Origin of the sequence: Sphingomonas azotifigens NBRC 15497 (genome assembly GCF_002091475.1) — a bacterium.
Classification (GTDB): domain Bacteria; phylum Pseudomonadota; class Alphaproteobacteria; order Sphingomonadales; family Sphingomonadaceae; genus Sphingomonas; species Sphingomonas azotifigens.
On sequence record NZ_BCTR01000005.1, the window covers coordinates 1 to 18,980 of the forward strand.

The 18,980-nt window shown below is 68.0% G+C and carries 18 protein-coding genes; 4 read left to right on the forward strand and 14 right to left on the reverse strand.

What is annotated here, in order from left to right:
- Positions 1-93: 93 nt before the first annotated feature.
- The 8 genes from SAZ01S_RS02605 to SAZ01S_RS02640 all read right to left on the reverse strand — a co-directional run bounded on the left by SAZ01S_RS02605 (position 94) and on the right by SAZ01S_RS02640 (position 6,229).
- Positions 94-1,728: a nitrite/sulfite reductase gene (locus tag SAZ01S_RS02605; protein ID WP_084579781.1), complete on the reverse strand. Its 1,635-nt coding sequence runs from the start codon at positions 1,726-1,728 to the stop codon at positions 94-96.
- Between the two features lie 3 nt (positions 1,729-1,731).
- Positions 1,732-2,028: a DUF2849 domain-containing protein gene (locus SAZ01S_RS02610; protein ID WP_084579783.1), complete on the reverse strand. Its 297-nt coding sequence runs from the start codon at positions 2,026-2,028 to the stop codon at positions 1,732-1,734.
- Positions 2,025-2,822 carry a uroporphyrinogen-III C-methyltransferase gene (gene cobA, locus SAZ01S_RS02615; protein ID WP_084579894.1) on the reverse strand — a complete coding sequence of 266 codons (798 nt, stop codon included), beginning with the start codon at positions 2,820-2,822 and terminating at the stop codon, positions 2,025-2,027. The genes SAZ01S_RS02610 and cobA overlap by 4 nt, the downstream gene beginning before the upstream one ends.
- 83 nt (positions 2,823-2,905) lie before the next feature.
- A complete protein-coding gene (moaC, locus tag SAZ01S_RS02620) occupies positions 2,906-3,379 on the reverse strand; it encodes a cyclic pyranopterin monophosphate synthase MoaC (protein WP_084579785.1) in 474 nt (157 codons plus the stop codon).
- Entirely contained in the window at positions 3,376-4,146 is a 771-nt protein-coding gene (gene trpC, locus SAZ01S_RS02625; RefSeq protein ID WP_084579787.1) for an indole-3-glycerol phosphate synthase TrpC, read from the reverse strand. Before trpC ends, moaC begins: the two co-directional genes overlap by 4 nt.
- Positions 4,143-5,138 carry an anthranilate phosphoribosyltransferase gene (gene trpD, locus SAZ01S_RS02630; protein ID WP_084579789.1) on the reverse strand — a complete coding sequence of 332 codons (996 nt, stop codon included), beginning with the start codon at positions 5,136-5,138 and terminating at the stop codon, positions 4,143-4,145. Before trpD ends, trpC begins: the two co-directional genes overlap by 4 nt.
- Positions 5,139-5,194: 56 nt before the next feature.
- Complete coding sequence (locus SAZ01S_RS02635; protein ID WP_084579791.1) at positions 5,195-5,599, reverse strand: hypothetical protein; 405 nt, start codon at positions 5,597-5,599, stop codon at positions 5,195-5,197.
- Between the two features lie 45 nt (positions 5,600-5,644).
- Entirely contained in the window at positions 5,645-6,229 is a 585-nt protein-coding gene (locus SAZ01S_RS02640; protein ID WP_084579793.1) for an anthranilate synthase component II, read from the reverse strand.
- 114 nt (positions 6,230-6,343) lie between these two features.
- Here SAZ01S_RS02640 and SAZ01S_RS02645 point away from each other — a divergent pair, with 114 nt between their 5' ends.
- The gene (locus tag SAZ01S_RS02645; protein WP_245824526.1) at positions 6,344-6,754 is read left to right on the forward strand and encodes a hypothetical protein; all 411 of its coding nucleotides are present in this window, start codon (positions 6,344-6,346) and stop codon (positions 6,752-6,754) included.
- A 159-nt stretch (positions 6,755-6,913) separates the two neighbouring features.
- Here SAZ01S_RS02645 and SAZ01S_RS02650 read toward each other — a convergent pair whose 3' ends face one another.
- Positions 6,914-8,401, reverse strand: a complete 1,488-nt coding sequence (locus SAZ01S_RS02650) for an anthranilate synthase component I family protein (RefSeq protein ID WP_084579898.1) — start codon at positions 8,399-8,401, stop codon at positions 6,914-6,916.
- An 8-nt stretch (positions 8,402-8,409) separates the two neighbouring features.
- A complete protein-coding gene (locus SAZ01S_RS02655; RefSeq protein WP_084579795.1) occupies positions 8,410-10,353 on the reverse strand; it encodes a peptidylprolyl isomerase in 1,944 nt (647 codons plus the stop codon).
- Between the two features lie 116 nt (positions 10,354-10,469).
- Here SAZ01S_RS02655 and tpiA point away from each other — a divergent pair, with 116 nt between their 5' ends.
- Positions 10,470-11,222 (forward strand): triose-phosphate isomerase, encoded by a 753-nt coding sequence (gene tpiA / locus SAZ01S_RS02660; RefSeq protein WP_084579797.1) that lies wholly within the window; start codon positions 10,470-10,472, stop codon positions 11,220-11,222.
- 138 nt (positions 11,223-11,360) lie between these two features.
- Entirely contained in the window at positions 11,361-13,229 is a 1,869-nt protein-coding gene (locus tag SAZ01S_RS02665; RefSeq protein ID WP_245824528.1) for a putative bifunctional diguanylate cyclase/phosphodiesterase, read from the forward strand.
- On the opposite strand, the gene SAZ01S_RS02670 is transcribed toward SAZ01S_RS02665, so the two are convergent.
- The 3 genes from SAZ01S_RS02670 to SAZ01S_RS02680 form a co-directional block, all read right to left on the reverse strand.
- Positions 13,207-14,601, reverse strand: coding sequence for a leucyl aminopeptidase family protein (locus tag SAZ01S_RS02670; RefSeq protein WP_084579900.1), 1,395 nt, complete (start codon positions 14,599-14,601; stop codon positions 13,207-13,209). The two genes, SAZ01S_RS02665 and SAZ01S_RS02670, sit on opposite strands and share 23 nt — an antisense overlap.
- A 67-nt stretch (positions 14,602-14,668) precedes the next feature.
- Positions 14,669-15,301: a hypothetical protein gene (locus SAZ01S_RS02675; RefSeq protein ID WP_084579801.1), complete on the reverse strand. Its 633-nt coding sequence runs from the start codon at positions 15,299-15,301 to the stop codon at positions 14,669-14,671.
- Positions 15,298-16,698, reverse strand: a complete 1,401-nt coding sequence (locus SAZ01S_RS02680) for a serine hydrolase domain-containing protein (protein ID WP_084579803.1) — start codon at positions 16,696-16,698, stop codon at positions 15,298-15,300. The genes SAZ01S_RS02675 and SAZ01S_RS02680 overlap by 4 nt, the downstream gene beginning before the upstream one ends.
- A gap of 89 nt (positions 16,699-16,787) precedes the next feature.
- On the opposite strand from SAZ01S_RS02680, the gene SAZ01S_RS02685 reads away from it, so the two are divergent.
- Positions 16,788-17,600, forward strand: coding sequence for an O-antigen ligase family protein (locus SAZ01S_RS02685; RefSeq protein ID WP_084579805.1), 813 nt, complete (start codon positions 16,788-16,790; stop codon positions 17,598-17,600).
- On the opposite strand, the gene rimO is transcribed toward SAZ01S_RS02685, so the two are convergent.
- A complete protein-coding gene (rimO, locus tag SAZ01S_RS02690; RefSeq protein WP_084579807.1) occupies positions 17,579-18,910 on the reverse strand; it encodes a 30S ribosomal protein S12 methylthiotransferase RimO in 1,332 nt (443 codons plus the stop codon). The genes SAZ01S_RS02685 and rimO overlap by 22 nt on opposite strands.
- Between the last annotated feature and the right edge of the window lie 70 nt (positions 18,911-18,980).

The following is an 18,980-nucleotide window of genomic DNA, read 5'->3' on the forward strand; positions in this document are numbered from 1 at the left end:
CCGACGTGGAAGAAGCGCTTAGACGGCTCAGCCCCTCCCCCGACCCCTCCCGCAAGCGGGAGGGGAGCGAATGCTGCGAAGAGAGGAATAGACTCAACCATAGATGGCCTCCTTGAACGGTGCCATGCCGATCCGGCGATAGGTGTCGACGAAGCGCTCGCCGGGCGTGCGCTCGCGGACATAGACGTGCGTAGCCCGCTCGATCGCATCGACCACGCCGTCCTCGCTGAAGCCGGGGCCGGTGATGTCGGCCAGGCTGACATCCTCCGCGCCTGAGCCGCCGAGCAGCAGCTGGTAGTTCTCGGTGCCTTTCCGGTCGACGCCGAGGATGCCGATATGGCCGGCATGATGGTGGCCGCAGGCGTTGATGCAGCCCGAGATTTTGAGCTTGAGCTCGCCCAGGTCGCGCTGGCGGGCCGGATCGGCGAAACGCTCGCTGATCTTCTGCGCGAGCGGAATCGAGCGGGCGTTGGCGAGGCTGCAATAGTCGAGCCCGGGGCAGGCGATGATGTCGCTGATCAGGTCGAGATTGGCCTCGGCCAGCCCCGCCTTGCGTAGCGTCGTCCAGATCGCGTACAGATCCGCCTTGCGGACGTGCGGGAGCACGATGTTCTGGGCGTGCGTCACCCGCAGCTCGTCGAAGCTGTAGCGCTCGGCGAGGTCGGCCATGACGTCGATCTGGTCGGCCGAGGCGTCGCCTGGGATGCCACCGATCGGCTTGAGGCTGATCGTGACCACCGCATAGCCCGGCGCCTGGTGCGCATGGACATTCTGGTCGAGCCATACGGCAAAGTCGGGATCGCTGCGATCCACAACGTCGGGGGCGTCCACCTCGAACGCGGGCGGCGCGAAATGCGCGGCGATGCGGTCGAACTCGGCCTGGGGCGGATCGATGCCCAGCGCCTTCACCGCCTGGAACTCTTCCTCGACCTGACGCGCATATTCCTCGGCGCCGAGCGCATGAATGAGGATCTTGATCCGAGCCTTGTAGATATTGTCGCGCCGCCCATGGCGATTGTAGACGCGCAGGCACGCCTCCAGATAGCTGACGAAGTCGGCGAAGGGCACGAAATCCTTGATCAGCGACGCGATCATCGGGGTGCGCCCCATGCCGCCGCCGGCATAGATGCGCGCGCCGAGCTCGCCCGCATCGTTGCGCACGATCTGGATGCCGATGTCGTGCAGCCGCATCGCCGCGCGATCGGTGTCGCTGGCGATCACCGCGATCTTGAACTTGCGCGGCAAATAGCTGAATTCGGGGTGGAAGCTGCTCCACTGGCGGAGCAGCTCGGCCCAGGGGCGCGGATCGGTGATCTCGTCGGCGGCGGCACCGGCGAACTGGTCCGAGCTGATGTTGCGGATGCAGTTGCCGCTGGTCTGGATGGCGTGCATCTCCACCGTCGCCAGCTCGGCGAGGATGTCGGGCGCATCCTCCAGCTTGATCCAGTTGTACTGGAGGTTCTGGCGGGTGGTGAAATGGCCATAGCCGCGGTCATATTTGCGGGCGATGTGGGCGAGCAGGTGCATCTGCCGGCTGTTGAGCGTGCCATAGGGCACCGCCACGCGCAGCATGTACGCGTGCAGCTGGAGATAGAGCCCGTTCATCAGCCGCAAGGGCTTGAACTGGTCCTCGGTCAGGTGGCCGGCGAGGCGGCGCTGGACCTGATCACGGAATTCCTCGACGCGTGCGGCGACGATCGAGGCGTCATATTCGTCATACTGGTACATGGTTCAGATCACCCAGCTGCCGGCCTGCGGGTCGGCGGGCTTGAGGGTCAGGTCCGGGCGCACGGTGGGGCCGAGCGCGCGGATGCGGTCCTTGATGTGGGCGGGGCGGGGGCCCTCCGGCGTCGCCGTGGCGTCAATTACATAAGGGACGTTGACCCGCCGCGCCGCGACCTCGGTGGCGGCGATCAGGTCGCCCTTGTCGCCCACGTCCACGGCTTCGGCGAGGTGGCGCGACCAGCTTTCGCCGGTCCACCAGACCACGTCGCCGGTCGCGAGATCGTTACCTGTCAGCAGCTTCATGCCTGATCCTCGCCCAGCGTCTCGGCGGTGCGTGCCCAACGGGCGAGCTTGTCTTCGGCGTCTGCCAGCAGCGTCACTTCGCCGACGACGATGATCGCGGGGCTCTGCACGTCCTCGCGCTCGACCATCAGGCCGAGATCGGCAAGCAGCGTGCGGATCGCGCGGTGGCCCTCCAGCGTGGCGCGCTCCAGCACCGCCACCGGCATGTCGGGTGCGACGCCATCGGCCATCAGCTTGTCGGCGATCGCCGAGGCGGTGGCGACGCCCATATAGATCACCAGCGTGCGGCCCTTGCCGGCGAGCCCCGACCAGTCCTGGTCGGTCAGCCCCTTGCATTGGCCGGCGACGAAGCTGACCGCGCTCGACCAGTCGCGATGGGTGAGCGGCAGCATCGCCTCGGCAGCGGCACCGAGCGCGGCGGAGACGCCGGGGATCACTTCCACCGGCAGCCCGGCTTCGCGCACGGCCTCCACTTCCTCGCCGCCGCGGCCGAAGATGAACGGATCGCCGCCCTTGAGGCGGACGACGACCGCGCCGGTCTTCACATGGGCGACGATCAACGCGTTGATCGATTCCTGCGGCAGCGTGTGCTTCGAACGGCGCTTGGCGACCGAGATACGGTGGGCCTGGGGGGCGAGATCGAGCACGCGATCGTCGACCAGTCCGTCATGGACCAGTACGTCACACGCCTTCAGCGCTTCGACGGCGCGAACGGTGAGCAGGCCGGGGTCGCCGGGACCCGCGCCGACGAGGATCACGCGGCCGCGGGAATGAGGGTCGAGAAGCGTTGCCATGGTGCCGCACATGGCCCGCTGGCCGCGGCGGAGCAATGGAGGATCGGTTTGGGGCGGCTAAGGGATTCTTTGCCGCCCGTACCTCAGCCTTGCGCGCGCCAGTCGCCGGACTTGCCGCCGGTCTTGGTGAGCAGCCGGATGTCGCCGAGCACCATGCCCTTATCGAGCGCCTTGGCCATGTCGTAGAGCGTGAGCAGCGTTACCGAGACGGCGGTGAGTGCTTCCATCTCCACCCCGGTCTTGCCCTCGGTCGCGGCGGTGGCGGTGGCGGTGACGCCGGTCTCGTCGAGATCGAGGTCGATCGCGACGCGGGTGAGGGGCAGGGGATGGCAGAGCGGGATCAGCTCGGATGTCTTCTTCGCTGCCATGATGCCGGCGATGCGGGCGGTGGCGAGCACGTCGCCCTTCTTCACGCTGCCGTCGCGGATCGCCGCGGCCGCCTCTGCCGACATGGTGATGCGGCCCCGCGCCACCGCCTCGCGTGCGGTGACCGCCTTGCCGCCGACATCGACCATGTGCGCCGCGCCGGTTTCGTCGAGATGGGTGAGCCCGCTCACCCGACCAGCGCCCGGGTCGCCGCCTCGACATCGGCCTGCCGCATCAGCGACTCCCCGATCAGGAAGCAGCGGATGTCGTGCTCGGCCATCGCATCGAGGTCGGCGCGAGTGTTGAGGCCGGACTCCGCCACGAAGGTGCAGTCCTTCGGGGCATGGGCGACGAGGTCGTAGGTGTTCTGTACATTGACCTCGAAGGTCTTGAGATTGCGGTTGTTCACCCCGATCAGCCGCGACTTGAGCTTGAGCGCGCGCTCGAGTTCCTCGGCGTCGTGGACCTCGACCAGCGCGTCCATGCCCTGTTCGACCGCCGCCGCCTCGATCTCCGCCATCTGGCCGTCGTCGAGCGCCGAGACGATGATCAGGATCGCATCGGCGCCGATCGCGCGCGATTCCTCGACCTGCCAGGGATCGATCAGGAAGTCTTTGCGGATCACCGGCAGGTCGCAGGCGGCGCGGGCCGCGATCAGATAGTCCTCATGCCCCTGGAAATACTCGTGGTCGGTCAGCACCGACAGGCACGCCGCGCCACCGGCGGCATAGGCGCGGGCATGGGCGGGCGGATCGAAATCGGCGCGGATCAGTCCCTTGGAGGGGCTGGCCTTCTTGATCTCGGCGATCAGGCCATAGCCGCCCGCCGAAGCGCGCGCGTCGAGCGCCGCCTTGAAGCCGCGGGGCGCGGTGGGCGTCGGCCATGCGCGCGGAGCCGCCTTGCGGGCGGCGACTTCGCTGCGCTTGGTGGCGATGATCGTGTCGAGAATGGTGCTCATGCGAAGGCGATCCAGCAGTCGAGAAGGGCGTTGGCAAGCCCGTTGTCGAGCATCTCGGCGGCTTCCTCCACCCCGTCCCGTAGGTCATTGGCGCGGCCCGCGACCATCAGTGCGGCAGCCGCGTTGAGCAGCACCGCGTCGCGATAAGCGCCCTCTTCACCCTGCAGCAGGCGGCGCAGCGCGAGCGCGTTGTACTCGGGATTGCCGCCGCGAATGGCCGCCAGGGGATGGCGGGGCAGCCCGGCATCCTCGGGGGTGATCCGCGTCGGCAGCCTGGCACGGCCGACATTGACGACGACGCTCGCGGTCTCGGTGGAAAGCTCGTCCAGCGAGTCGTCGCCCGAGACGATCGCCGCCGCCTCGACGCCGAGCTGCTCGAGCGCCTCGGCATAGACCGGTGCGTAGTCGGGTCGGGCGATGCCGATCAGTTGGTGCCGGACATGCGCCGGGTTGGCGAGCGGGCCCATCAGGTTGAAGATCGTCCGCCGCCCGATCCGCCGCCGGATCGGCGCGATGCGCCCCAGCGACGGGTGGTGGTGCTGCGCGAACAGGAAGGCGATGCCGATCTCGTGCAGGCTTTCCTCGGCGCGCGCCGCGGCGCGATCGAGGTTGAGCCCCAGCGCCTCCAGCGTATCCGCCGCGCCCGCCTTGGAGGAGGCGGCGCGGTTGCCATGCTTCGCCACCGGCACGCCCGCTGCTGCGACGACGAGGCTGACCGCGGTGGAGACGTTGAGCGTGTGATGACCGTCGCCGCCGGTACCGCAGACATCGATCGCCCCTTCGGGCGCCGTCACGGGAATCAGCCGGTTGCGCAGCGCGCGGGCGGCTTCTGCGATCTCGATGCTGGTCTCGCCGCGCACGGAGAGCGCGATCAGGAACGTCTCGATCTCCGCTTCGGGGGCGGTGCCGTCGAGAATGTCGGCGAACGCCTGCGCGGCGGTCTCGCGGGCAAGCGGGGAGGACGGATCGGGTAGCAGGCTCAGGCTGGTCACGCCGCCTCTATTCCGGGGCGGGGCCAGCCTGTCGAGCAATTCCTGCTTGGGCCGGCTTAGTTGCTCTTCTTCGCCCGGGTGTAGGGCACGAATTCGCCGAGCGAGATGAAGCCGCGGGGGAAATAGGAATTGCGGTCGATCAGCCGGACGGTGTCGATGCTGCACAGCTGCGACCCGAAGGTGTTGGTCACCAGGATCGAATTGTCGTCGAGCTGGTCGGCCCCGCCGCGCGGCTGGTTCACGTAGAGCGTGTTGCCGACGGTATAGACGATCGCCTTGCCGTCGATGACCTGGCTGGAGCCGGTCATGGTGAGGCTGATGCAATCGACCGGCTTGCCGGCGACTCGCCCCTTGAGCAGCTTGGCGAGCTGCTGGTCCGGCGTGTCGCGGTGCGCGGCGTTGGCAACGGGTGCCGCGAACAACGCGGCACCGACGAGCAGGGTGGCGAAGATCGGTTTCATGGCATTCCTCCTAACATGGCTGCGATGAACCGAGGCTGAAGCAGGTTAGGCGGTGGCGGTCGCCTCGATTCCGGCCAGCCGCAGGAAATTGGCGAGCATGGCGTGGCCATGTTCGGTAGCGATGCTCTCGGGGTGGAACTGCACGCTGTGGATCGGAAGCGAGACGTGGCGGACCCCCATCACCGATCCATCCTCGGCAGTGGCGTTCACTACCAGGCTGTCCGGAATGTCGGTGACGATCAGCGAGTGATAGCGCGTCGCGGTGAACGGCGAGGGCAGATCGGTGAACAGCCCGGTGCCGTCGTGGTGCACGGGCGAGGTCTTGCCGTGCATCAGCCCGCCGCGCACCACGCTGCCGCCGAAATGCTGGCCGATCGCCTGATGCCCCAGGCACACGCCGAGCAGCGGCTTGCCGAGATCGGCGCAGGCGGCGACCAGGTCGAGGCTGATCCCCGCTTCGTTCGGCGTGCAGGGGCCCGGCGAGATGAGGAAGCCCTGCGCATTGGTGGCGATCGCCTCGTTCGCGGTCAGCGCATCGTTGCGCACCACCCGCACCTCCACGCCCAGCTCCATCAGATAGTGGACGAGGTTCCAGGTGAAGCTGTCGTAATTGTCGAGAACGAGGATCATGGGCGCAGACCTAGGCGCTCGAACGCGGATGCACAATCCGGCCTTGCGGTCGCCACAGTGCCGCGGCACGGCTGGCAGGGCAGGGACGTTGTGTCGCCTCCCAGGAGTATCCCCATGCTTGCCCGCTTGATGCTTGCCACTGCCCTGCTCGCCGCTCCGGCGTTCGCCCAGACCCAGGACCAGACCACGCCCGAGGCTCCGCCCAAGCGCGTCCGCAGCATCCTCCTCTACGGCGACCAGAGCTGTCCCAAGCCGGCCAATCCGGACGAGATCGTGGTCTGCTCGAACGCGGGCGACTCGCCCTACCGTATCCCCAAGCGCTTCCGCGACCAGCCCAAGGAAGACGCGCCGTCGACCAGCTGGTCGCGCCGGATGGAAGTGGTGGAGGATTTCAACCGCGCCGGGATGCCGAACAGCTGCTCGGCCGTCGGCAGCGGCGGCCAGACCGGCTGCACGCGCCAGATGCTGCAGCAATGGTATCAGGACAAGCTGGACCGCGAAGTTAAGGCCTCGCGCGTACCGTGATTGGGGCCGGCTCCCGGATTCCCTAACCCGTCATCCCGGCGAAAGCCGGGATCCATTGGGGTCTCCGTTCCGGCTCTTGCTGACATCGATAGGCGACTGGATCCCGGCTTCCGCCGGGATGACGAAGAAGGACGACGCTCTCCAGCGAGGCGACCCGGCCTATTGCCCGAATCCCGCCTCGCTTGCCCGCGCGATGGCCTCGCGCGCGGCGGCGAACAGCGCGCCGGACTTGGCCTCGCACTCGCGCTGCTCATAGGCCGGATCCGAATCGGCGACGATGCCGGCGCCCGCCTGCACGTGCATCACCCCGTCCTTCACCAGCGCGGTGCGCAGGACGATGCACGAGTCCATCGATCCATCGGGCGAGAAATAGCCGACGCCGCCGGCATAGGGGCCGCGCGTCTCCGCCTCCAGCTCGGCGATGATCTCGCAGGCGCGCACCTTCGGCGCGCCGCTCACCGTGCCCGCGGGGAAGCCCGCGAACAGCGCGTCGATCGCGTCCGCGTCCTTGCGCAGCTTGCCCACCACGTTCGACACGATGTGCATGACGTGGCTGTAGAATTCGACGGTGTAGCTGTCGGTCACCCGCACGCTGCCCGGCGCCGCGGCGCGGCCGACATCGTTGCGGCCGAGATCGAGCAGCATCAGATGCTCGGCGCGCTCCTTGGGGTCGGCGAGCAGCGAGGTGCGGTTGGCCTCGTCCTCGGCGGCGGTGCGGCCGCGCGGGCGGGTGCCAGCGATGGGACGGATGGTGATCTCGCCGTCGCGCGCACGCACCAGGATCTCCGGGCTCGACCCGGTCAGCGCGAAGCCCGGCAGGTCGAGATGGTAGAGGAACGGCGAGGGGTTGATCCGCCGCAGCGCGCGATAGAGTTCGAACGGCGGCAGCGGGAAGGGGGCGGTGAAGCGCTGGGCGAGCACCACCTGAAAGATGTCGCCCGCCGCGATATATTCCTTCGCGGCCGCAACCATCTCGCCATAGCGACCCTCCGGCAGCACCGGCATCGGCTGGATCGCCAGCGGGTCGGCGCGGACGGGGGCGGGCAGCGGCGCGCTGGCGAGCTGCGCCGCAACCGCATCGATCCGCTCGGCGGCAGCGTCGGGATCGGCGCCCGGCCAGACGGGCGCGACGAAGAACAGCGTGTCCGCCAGCCGGTCGAACACCAGCAGCACGGTCGGTCGCACGAAGATCATGTCCGGTACGCCGACCGGGCTCTGCGCGGGCCGGGGCAGCTTTTCGACCAGGCCGACCGTCTCGTAGCTGAAATAGCCGACCAGGCAGGCGAGCGCGCGCGGCAGTTCCGCCGGCACGTCCATCCGGCAATCGGCGACCAGCGCGCGCAGCGCCGTCAGGGGATCGGCGGACAGCGGCTCGAAGGCTGCGCGATCGGTGAGCCAGTGGCGGTTGAGTTCGGCCGCGGTGCCGGTTGCGCGGAACACCAGATCGGGCGCGAGGCCGATCAGGCTGTGGCGCCCGCGCACCGATCCGCCCTCAACCGATTCGAGCAGGAAGTCGCCGCGCCCCGGTTCGATCAGCTTCAGCGCGGCGGCGACCGGCGTCTCGGTATCCGCGACCTGCTGGCGCCAGACCAGCGCGGGACGCCCGGCGGCAAGTGCCGCGCGGGCAGCGTCGATCCCCTGAATCACCGTCTGGTTCACTGGCCGCCGTTGCGCTGCAGGTCGGCGCGGAGACGGGCGATAGCCGCTTCGTTGCGGCGGACCTTGAGCGTGCTCACCAGCGATGCGGTGAACTGGCGCTCATATTCCTGCGCGCCCATCTGCCCCAGCGCCTGGGTGACCGACTGCAGTGCCTGCGGGCCCTGCGGATCGCTGGCGACATTGCCCGGCTGGATCGTGTCGACATAGACGACGTAGTAGCCGCCGCGGTTCGGCGCCTCGACCAGGCGTGCGGTCTTGGCCGGCATGTCGAACGCCATCTGGATGAAGTTCTCCTTGCCGCGCAGTTCGCTGCGCTTGAAGTCGAACGGCTTGGGCGGGGCGCCCTTGGCCGCACCCACGTTGGCCAGCGCCTGCGCCATCGGCTCGCCCTTCTGCAGCTTGGGCAGCATCGCGGTCGCCGCGGTGCGGGCCTTGGCGAGTGCCTGGTCGAGCAGATAGTCGGCCTTCACCTTCTCGGTGATCTGCGCAAGCGGTCGCGGGGCCGCGGGCACGACCTTCTCCAGCGAGACCAGCGCAAAGCTGCCGTCCTTGCCCACCGGTACCACCTGGGGCTCGTCGCCGGCCTGTTCGAAGCCGAAGCCGGCCTTCATCACCGCCGCGACGGTGGCGTCGGGCTGATAGGCGGCGTTGTCCGGATCGGTGCCGTTGGCGATCAGCGCCGGGCTGCGCACCGCGGTCAGCTTGGCCTTGGCAACCGCCTCGTCGAAGGTCGCGCCGTCGCCCACCGCATCCTCGATCGCCTGGCGCGAATCCGCCAGCAGCGCGGCGAGCTTGCGCTTGGCTACTTCGTCGCTGACCTCGGCGCGGACCTGGTCGAGCGCGCGCGCGGCGATCTTCTCGACCTTGCTCACGCGGTAGACGAACCACGCGCCGCCGAGCTGGACCGGCCCCTGCATGCCCGTCGCGGGGGCGGCGAAGGCGGCGTCGGCGAACGGCGCCGAGACCTGCTTGGCGAGGCCGGCCTTGTCGCTGGCCTCGATGGTGCGCGCCTCGAGCCCGGCGCTCTTGGCGGCGCCGGCCAGGTCGCCGCCCTTGGCGGCGGCCGCGACCTTGGCGGCGACCGACTGGCTGATCGCCTGGACCAGCTCGACGCCGCGCTTCTCGCTGGCGGCGTACTTGGCGGCGTCCTTCTTGTAGGCGGCGGCGATCTCGGCCTCGGTCGGCGTCGCCTGCGCCTTCAGCACGTCCGGCTGCGCGAGCGCATAGCGGACGATGCGGCGCTCGGGCACCTGATAGCGGCTGCGGTTCTGGGCGTAGTAACCGGCGAGCGTGTTCGCGTCCGGCGCCGGACCCGGGTCCATCGCCAGCGACTGGACGAAGCCGACAATGCCGGTGCGGCGCTCGAGCAGCGTCGCGACATAGGGGGTCACGACACCGGCGGGCGGAGCGCCGCGCAGCGCCATCGGGCCGATCAGCCATGCCGCATAGCGCTGGGTGGTCATGCCCTCGCGGAACTGCGCCGGGGTGAAGCGATTCTGCGCGAGCAGCTGCTCGAAGGTCTGCTGGCTGAACTTGCCGTCCATGCCGGCGAACTGCGGATTGTTGGCGATCTCGGTGTCGACCAGCTTCTTGCCGACCGCCATGCCGTTCTGGTTGGCAAAGGCCTGGACCGCGGCGGTGTTGACGGCATCGTTCAGCGCGGCCTCGAACCCGCCCTGTGCCAGCACCTGCGCCATGGTGACGTTCTGCCCCTGCGCCTGGGCGGCGCGAATGTAGCGCTCCAGCCGCTCACGCACCTGCCGCTCGGTCACGTCCTGCCCGGCCACCGTCGCCAGCGTGCCGCTGCTCGCACCGCTCAGCCCCTGGCGCATGCCGGTGACGTCACTCGCCGCAAAGGCGATCGCGAGCAGGCCTAGAAAGACAAAGACGATGATCAGGCCGTAGCGCGACTTGGTGAAGTTCCGGAAGGCGTTGAGCATGGAGAGCCGTTCGTTCGAGGAATTTGGCCCGCTTTAGGGCCGGTACGACGCGCCTTCAAGCTTGTGCCGCGCGAGACAATCGGTATCGCAGTATCGAAACAGCAGAGGGAGTGGAGATGCGTCGGAAACTGGTTGCGGGGAACTGGAAGATGCATGGGCTCCGCTCGCAGCTGCGCGAGATCGAGGCGATCGCCGCCGGAGCACGCGCGCATCCGGAGGTCGATGCGCTGCTCTGCGTGCCGTTCACCCTCATTGCGGCGGCGGTGGACATTGCGGGCGACTTCGTGATCGGCGCGCAGGACGTCCACGAGAATGATCACGGCGCCCATACCGGCGACATCTCCGCATCGATGCTGGTCGAGGCCGGTGCGAAGGTCGTGATCGTCGGCCATTCCGAGCGTCGCGCCGACCATGCCGAGACCAGCCACCACACCTGGGCCAAGGCCGCCGCCGCGCGTCGCCATGGGCTGAACGTGATCCTGTGCTGCGGCGAGACCGAGGCCGAGCACGATGCCGGCCGCGCCGAACGCATCGTCCAATCCCAGATCGAGAAGTCGCTGCCCGATGGCGCCGCGCCCGACTGGCTGACCATCGCCTATGAGCCGCGCTGGGCGATCGGCACCGGCAAGACGCCGACGCTCGACGAGATCGCGACGATGCACGCCATCCTCCGCGCCAAGCTGCGCGGCATGATCGGCACCTCCGCCAACGATATGCGGATCCTCTATGGCGGCTCGGTCAGTGCCGCCAACGCCGCCTCCATCCTCGCGGTCGACGATGTCGACGGCGCGCTGGTGGGCGGCGCCAGCCTGACGGCCGAGAAATTCGTCCCGATCATCGAGGCAGCGGCCGGAATCGCCGCGCGCTGATTAACCTGTTGTCCGGGGTCTTGCGCTACAAGACCCCGGATGTTGCAGGGGATTCGCCTAGTACGGTCGGGGAGGACCAGGCTCGACCGGGCCGTTCTTACCGAACAATATCGGGTGCTGGGCCGGCAGATTCCGCTGATGTACACGCTCGTCTTCCTCGACGCGGTGTTCCTCGGCTTTGCCTCGCACGGATCGGTCTCACCGCGCCTCAGCGTCGTCGCGCCCATTCTTCTCGGCATCGCCGCGGCGGTGCGCAGCCTGTTATGGGTGACGCGCCGCACCGACACGATCCCCAGCATCCGCAAGATTCGGCGCTACCTGATCGGCACGATCCTGGCAGCGGCGGTGTTGAGCCTAGCCTTTGGCGGCTGGGCGCTTGTTCTGTTCTTCGAAGCGGATCTGGCGCGGCGGACCAGCATCGCGCTGTACATCTTCATCGGCGCGGTCACCTGCTGCTATTGCCTGCAGACCTTTCCGGTCGCCGGCTGGCTGGTGATGATGTGCGGCGCCTCGCCGGTGGTCGTCTGTCTGCTCTTGTCGGGCGATCGCTTCCTGGTCGGCCTCGGCGTCAATATCGTGCTGGTGTCGGCGGTGGTGCTGCGGATGTTCGGCGCGAGCCATGCGGGCTTCATCGAAGTACTCGCTTCGCGTGCGGAGATGGCGATCGGGCAGCGACGCGCCAGGCTGGCCGAACAGCGCGCGCACCGCTTGGCCTATCATGATCCGCTGACCGGCCTGCCCAATCGCCGCGCGCTTGCCGGGTATCTCCGGCAGGCCGGCCCGGGCCAGTTCGGCTTGATGCTGGTCGATCTCGATCGCTTCAAGTCGATCAACGATGTCCACGGCCACCCGATCGGCGACCAGCTGCTGCGCGCCGTCGCGGGACGCTTGCGCTGGGTTGTAGGCGAGGGGGGGCGCAGCTACCGGCTGGGCGGCGACGAGTTCGCGATTTCGCTGCCCTATGCCGCGGGTGATCTCGATCGGGTGCGCAGCGTCGCCCACGCCATCGTCCGCGAAGTGGCTCGCCCGTTCCTGATCGACGACCGCATGCACCATATCGGCGCCAGCGTCGGCATCGCGCTCTATCCCGAGGACGCAACCGACGCCGACACGCTGATGCGGCGCGCCGACGTGGCGCTCTATCAGGCCAAGGAGGCGGGGCGGGGCTGCTACTGCGCCTTTGCCGCGCAGATGGATGCCGAGATCCGTCGGCGCTCGACGATCGAGACCGAAATGCGCGAGGCGCTGGCGGAGAGTCGCTTCTACCCGCGCTACCAGCCGATCGTCGATCTGCGGACCGGGCAGGTGACCGGCTTCGAGCTGCTTGCCCGCTGGCGGCGCGACGATTCGGAGATCGGGCCGGACCAGTTCATTCCGATCGCCGAGGAATGCGGCCTGCTCAACACGCTGATGCTCGATCTGCTCGATCGCGCCTGCCTGGAGACCCGTGACTGGGCGGTGCCGGTCAGCATCGCGATCAACATCTCGCCCGGCCAGCTGCGCGACGAGTGGCTGAGCCACAAGATCCTGTCGGTACTTGCCCGCACGGGTTTCCCACCGGCGCGGCTGACGGTGGAGATCACCGAGAACGCGTTGATCGTCGATGCCGACAAGGCGCATCACGCGATCGAGTCGCTCAAGAATCAGGGCGTGCAGCTGGCGCTCGACGATTTCGGCACCGGCTATGCCTCGATCCAGCACCTGCGGATGCTGCCGTTCGACAAGATCAAGATCGATCGTTCGTTCGTTGAATCGCTGACCGATGGCAGCGAAGCACTGCGGATCGTCCGGGCGATCCTCGGGCTGGCGAGCACGCTGGAGCTGCCGGTGGTTGCCGAAGGCATCGAGACGCTGGAAACGGCCGAAATGCTGCGCGGGCTCGGCTGCGCGCAGGGGCAGGGCTATCTGTTCGGCCGCCCCATGGACAAGGACGAGGTCGCCTGCTGGCTCGCCGACGGCGTGATGCCGCCGGCGGCCGAAGCGCTTATCCGCCGTAGCGGTCCTTGAGCACCTTCCAGGTGGCGCGCAGGCTCACTGCCTCGGCGCCCTTGGGCCGGCCCGGCTTGGGGCTGCCGTTCCAGCAGAAGATGTCGAAATGGGCCCATTGGGCCTTGGCCGGCACGAATTCCTTGAGGAACAGCGCCGCGGTGATCGCGCCGCCGAACGGACCCTCGGCGGCGTTGACCATGTCCGCCACGTCCGACTTCAGCAGCTCCTTGTACGGATCGTAGAGCGGCATCCGCCAGATCGGATCGGCCTCTTCCTCGCCGGCAGCCAAGATCTCCGCGGCCAGCGTGTCGTCATTGGCGAACAGCGCCTGCAGGTCGGCGCCCAGCGCGACGCGGGCGGCACCCGTCAGCGTCGCGAAGTCGAAGACCAGTTCCGGATCCTTCTCCTCGGCCTTGGTCAGCGCGTCGCCCAGGATCAGGCGGCCCTCGGCGTCGGTATTGCTGTTCTCGACCGTGATCCCCTTGCGCGAGACCATCACGTCGCCCGGGCGCGTCGCCTCGCCCGAGATCGAGTTCTCGACGGCGGGGACGAGCAGGTGCAGCCGTACCGGCAGCTTGTTCTGCATCACCAGCTCGCCGAGCGCGAGCGCGTGCGCCGCGCCGCCCATGTCTTTCTTCATCAGCCGCATGCCGGCGGCAGGCTTGATGTCGAGACCACCGCTGTCGAAGCACACGCCCTTGCCGATGATGGCGATGCGCGGATGCTCGGGGTTGCCCCATTCGAGCTCGATCAGCCGCGGCTCGCGGCCCTTGCCGGCCGCCTGGCCGACGGCGTGGAGCATGCCATAGCCCTGCTTCAGCGCGTCGCCCTTCACCACCGAGAAGCTGGCGCCATAGGCCTTGGCGAGATCGGCACCGGCGGCCTCGAGATCGGCCGGGCTCATGTCGTTGGCGCCGGTGTTGATCCGGTCGCGCAGCTTGAAGGTGACGGCGGCCATGCGTACCGCCTCCTCCATCTTCACCGGGTCGCCGGTGAGCAGCACGCGCGGGCCCTGGGGCTTGGGATCGGGCTTCTTGTAGCGATCGAACTTGTACTGCGCGACCAGCCAGCCATAGATCGCCTTGCCGGGCTCGCCGCCCTCGACGCGGTAGCTGCCCTCGGGCAGCGTCTCGGCCAGCTTGGCGAGGCACCAGGGGCCGAGCTTCTCGATATTGGCGACCACCGCCACGACCGACCAGTCTTCGGGCGCGTCACCCGGCAGGATCGCGCTGGCATTGGCCGAGCCGCTGAGCTTCTGCGCGGCAGCGGCGGCGCGGTGGCGCGGCGGCTGGGCGGCGAGCCAGGCGTCATAGCCCTTGGCGTCGATGAGGTGGATGGTGCGAGCGGCCTGGCCGCGATCGGGCTGAACGAGCGTGTTGAGATCCGTCATGGCCATGATCTAGGACGCGGGACGCCCCGCGCCTAGCCGTGTCGCCATCGATTTTTGGAAAGCGGCGTCAGGACCCGCCGGCGCCGGCCAGCAGCTTCTTCCAGCGCGTATCGAGTTTCGCCTCCGCATGGTCCCGCTTGACATGGCTGACCAGCGACAGCCCGCGCAGGGTGAGGCTGTGCCCGCTCAGGAACTTGCCGGTGATGCTGTAGCCGAGATCGTACAGCGCGACGTCCTCGTGCGGCTCGCCGTCCGCGAGGAATCGGGTGACGATGACGATCGGCAGCCGCTCGTCGCCGCGGCTCGCATCGGGCAGATGCGCATCGTTGCGGGCGCGGAAGAGCGCATGTTCGAACCAGCCGGCATCGATGCGGGGCTCGCCGGTGGTCTCGGCGGCGGAGAGTTGCAGCGCCGGCGGGAACAGGATCGTCTGGCTCTGCACGGTCTGGTCGGCCGACGACGTCTTGAGCGCCAATTCGTGTTTACCCGTCTCGCCGGCCACCAGCACCAGCCGGCTGGCGCGCGTCGCGGCACGCGAGGCGGTGGCCGCCTGTTCGGCCTTGGTCTCGCGCCGATCGTTCCAGTTGTTCCACAAGGTCAGCCCGGAGATGCCGACGGCGATCACGCCGATGATCTCGCCGAAGGTGATCCAGCGGCGGCGCGCCGCCCGGGACTTTTCCTGCGACTCGCTGCTGCTCATCGCGGCATCACCAGGAACTGCTCGAACTTGCCGTCTGCGCCCGGCTCGGCATAGGTCACCGCGATCAGTTCGCGGTCCGCAAAGCGGATGCGGTAGTTGCGGTTGACGAAGCCGCCGCGCAGCCGGGCCTTGCCGATCGGCTCGAACGCGAGCGGTGCGCCGAGCGGCGCGAGGCTGTCGCGATAGTCGCCGAGCACGGTGGCGTTGAAGAAATAGTTGGCATCTTCGGTCATCAGGCTGCGATCGGGGGTGCCGGCGCGGAGCTGGTCGAACAGTTTCCGGGCGAGCGCGTCGCGCTGCTGGTCGAGCGTGAGCGCGGCGGGCGGCGTGGCGACCGGCAGCAGCAGATCGGTGATCCCCTGCGTGATCGTATCCTGTGCCCGGCCGAAATCGGCGCTGACCTGTGCGACCACGGCGAACTTCTCCTCGGGGATCACGACGTTGTTGGTCAGGAAGCCGACTGCCTCGCCGCCGTGCGACACTTCCGTCTTGCCGCCATGCTCGCCCAGCGACACGCCCAGCCCGTAATGGGTCGGCGAACCGTCGGCGAGCTTCACTTCGGTTTCCTGCACCGCCCAGTCCTTGGCCGGCAGCACCGTGCGGTTGATGCGGGCGATGTCCCATTTGGCGAGGTCGGTAGCGCTCATCGCGAGCTCGCCGGCCGCCCACAGCCAGCCGTCCGCCGCCGGCTTGGCCGGGCGGACCGGGCCGAGCGCGAAGCGGTTGCTGCCCTGCGGGAAGCCCTTGCCGATCGCCTTGTCCTGGTCGACCGCCTTGATCCCGAGCGGCTTGAAGATCTTCGCCTCGAGATAGTCGAGCAGCTTCCGGCCCGATGCCTTCTCGATGATCATGCCCGCCACGACATAGCCGGTGTTCGAATATTGCCAGGCGGCACCCGGCGTGAAGTCGAGCGGCTTCTTCGCCCAGCGGTCGACGATCTGCTGCGGAGTCACCGGTGTTTCCATCGCCTTGAAGCTGTAATCCTGGGGCCAGTAATCCTGCAGCCCGGCGGTGTGGCTCAAGAGCTGGCGGATGGTGATCTTGTCCGCATCGGTGACCTCGGGCACCCATTTCGACACCGTGTCGTCGAGGCTCAGCTTGCCCTCGTCGGCGAGCAGCAGGATCGCCGCGGCAGTGAACTGCTTCGAGACCGAGGCGATCTGGTACTTCGCGTTGGCGTCGGGCCCGTTCTTGATGCCGGGGCCCTGATCGCCATAGGCCTTGGCGAAGACGATCTTGCCGTCACGCACGATCGCGATCGAGGCGGACGGCACGCCGCTGCTCTTCAGCGCATCGGCAACGATGGCGTCGACCTTGGCGCTCTGCTCGGGGGTGAGCTGCTGGGCGGCGGCGGGGGTGGCGATCAGCAGGGTAGCGGCAAGGGCGGTACGGAACATCGGGCCTCCGGGAGATGACCGCAGCGGCTTAGCGCCCGCCGAGCACCCTGCCAACGGATCGTTGCGACGGCGTCTGCTCCGGCGTAGGAATGCTGGCCTGGGGGGTGCGTATGCGGGTCTTTGTCGCGTTCGTTCTGCTGTTTCTATCGGCCTGTTCCTATCAGCAGGCGTTCAACCAATTCAGCACGGCGGAGGAGCAGGCGCTGGCCCTGCAGACCGTGCGTGCAGTGCAGGGGGACGACCTGAAATGGTTGTCCGGCCATGCCGACGCGTCGCTCCGCGCGCAGTTGAACGCCACCATCCTTGCTCAGATGCAGGTACTTGCGCCGAAGGGGACGCCGGTGCTTGGCGGGGTGAATGTGCAATGGTTTGAGAGGGACGGCCGCAGGACCACCTTCAAGCGCTTCACCTACGAAGTCGGTGGCGACGGCAAATGGGCGTTGATTCAGGTCCTGCTCGACACCGGCGGCGAGAAGCCCCTGGTCAACGGCGCCTTTGTCCAGCCGCTCGATCGCTCGTTGATGGCGGCCAACCGCCTCGCCTTGGAAGGCAAGGGAGGCATTCACTATTTGTGGCTTGCCGCCATGGGAGCGGCGCTGGCGACCAGCGTGATTGCCTTTGTCCTCGTGTTGCGAACAAAGGGACTGCGGCTCAAATGGCTCTGGTGCATCGGCGCGCTGTTTTCGTTCGGCGTGTTCCAGTTGAACTGGACCAGCGGCGGTTGGGTTTTCCTGCCGATCAGCTTCCTGTTGCTGGGCGCTGCCGGCTTCCAGCAGGGGCCGTTGCAGCCCTGGGTGCTGAGCTTTGCCCTCCCGTTCGTCGCGATCGTCTTTCTCGTGCTGCGGGCCGTCGGCAGGCTGCCGATCAAGCCCGCAGCCGATCAGTCCATCGGTACGCCGTAAAGGTCATGTTCGTCCGCGTCCTCGATCAGGACCCGGACGATATCGCCCTGCTCCAGATGGCCGGAGTCGCGCAGGAACACTTCGCCGTCGATCTCGGGCGCATCGGCCTGGCTGCGACCGGTGGCGCCGCCGTCCTCGTCGACCGCGTCGATGATCACCTCCAGCTGTCGACCGATCTTGGCCTGGAGCTTGGCGGCGCTGATCGCGGCAGTCTTCTCCATGATCCGGGCGTAGCGCTCTTCCTTGACGTCTTCGGGCACCGCGCCGGGGAGGTCATTGGCCGAGGCGCCTTCGACCGGCTCGAAGCGGAACGCGCCGACGCGGTCGAGCTGGGCTTCCTCGAGCCAATCGAGCAGGTACTGGAAGTCCGCTTCGGTCTCGCCGGGGAAGCCGACGACGAAGGTCGAGCGGATCGCGATGTCCGGGCAGATTGCGCGCCAGCCGCGCAGCCGCTCGAGCACCTTGGCTTCGTTGGCCGGGCGCTTCATCGCGCGCAGCACATTCGGGGCTGCGTGCTGGAACGGGATGTCGAGATAGGGGAGCACCAGCCCCTCCGCCATCAGCGGGATCACCTGGTCGACATGGGGGTAGGGATACACATAGTGCAGCCGCACCCAGGGCGCGATCTGGCCGAGCTCGCGGGCGAGGCCGGTCATGTGCGGCACGACTTCGCGGCCCTTCCAGGCGCGCGGCTCCTTGCGGATGTCGATCCCGTACGCCGACGTGTCCTGGCTGATGACCAGCAGTTCCCTGGTGCCGGCGGCGACCAGCTTTTCCGCCTCGCGCAGGATCGCGTCGGGCCGGCGGCTGACCAGGTCGCCGCGCAGCGAGGGGATGATGCAGAAGCTGCAGCGATGGTTGCAGCCTTCCGAGATCTTCAGATAGCTGTAGTGGCGCGGGGTGAGCTTGAGCCCGCTGTCCGGTACCAGGTTGACGAAGGGCGAGGGCGGCATCGGCGCCGCATCGTGCACCGCGCCGACCACTTCCTCATATTGATGCGCGCCGGTGACCGCGAGCACATTGGGGAAGCGGGCGCGGATCACCTCGGCTTCCTTGCCCATGCAGCCGGTGACGATCACCCGGCCGTTCTCGGCGATCGCCTCGCCGATCGCCTCGAGCGATTCTTCCTTGGCGCTGTCGAGGAAGCCGCAGGTGTTCACCAGCACGACGTCCGCGCCGGCATAGTCCGGCGACAGCGCATAGCCGTCCGAACGGAGCTTCGTGAGGATACGCTCGGAGTCGACCAGATTCTTGGGACAGCCGAGCGACACCATGCCCACCTTGGGGGCTTCGGGGAGTCGCGTTGCCATGATTGGACGCGGACATAGGCGCGAACCCGCCCGATTGCTAGGGCGCCACCTGTCGCAGACCGCCGTGATT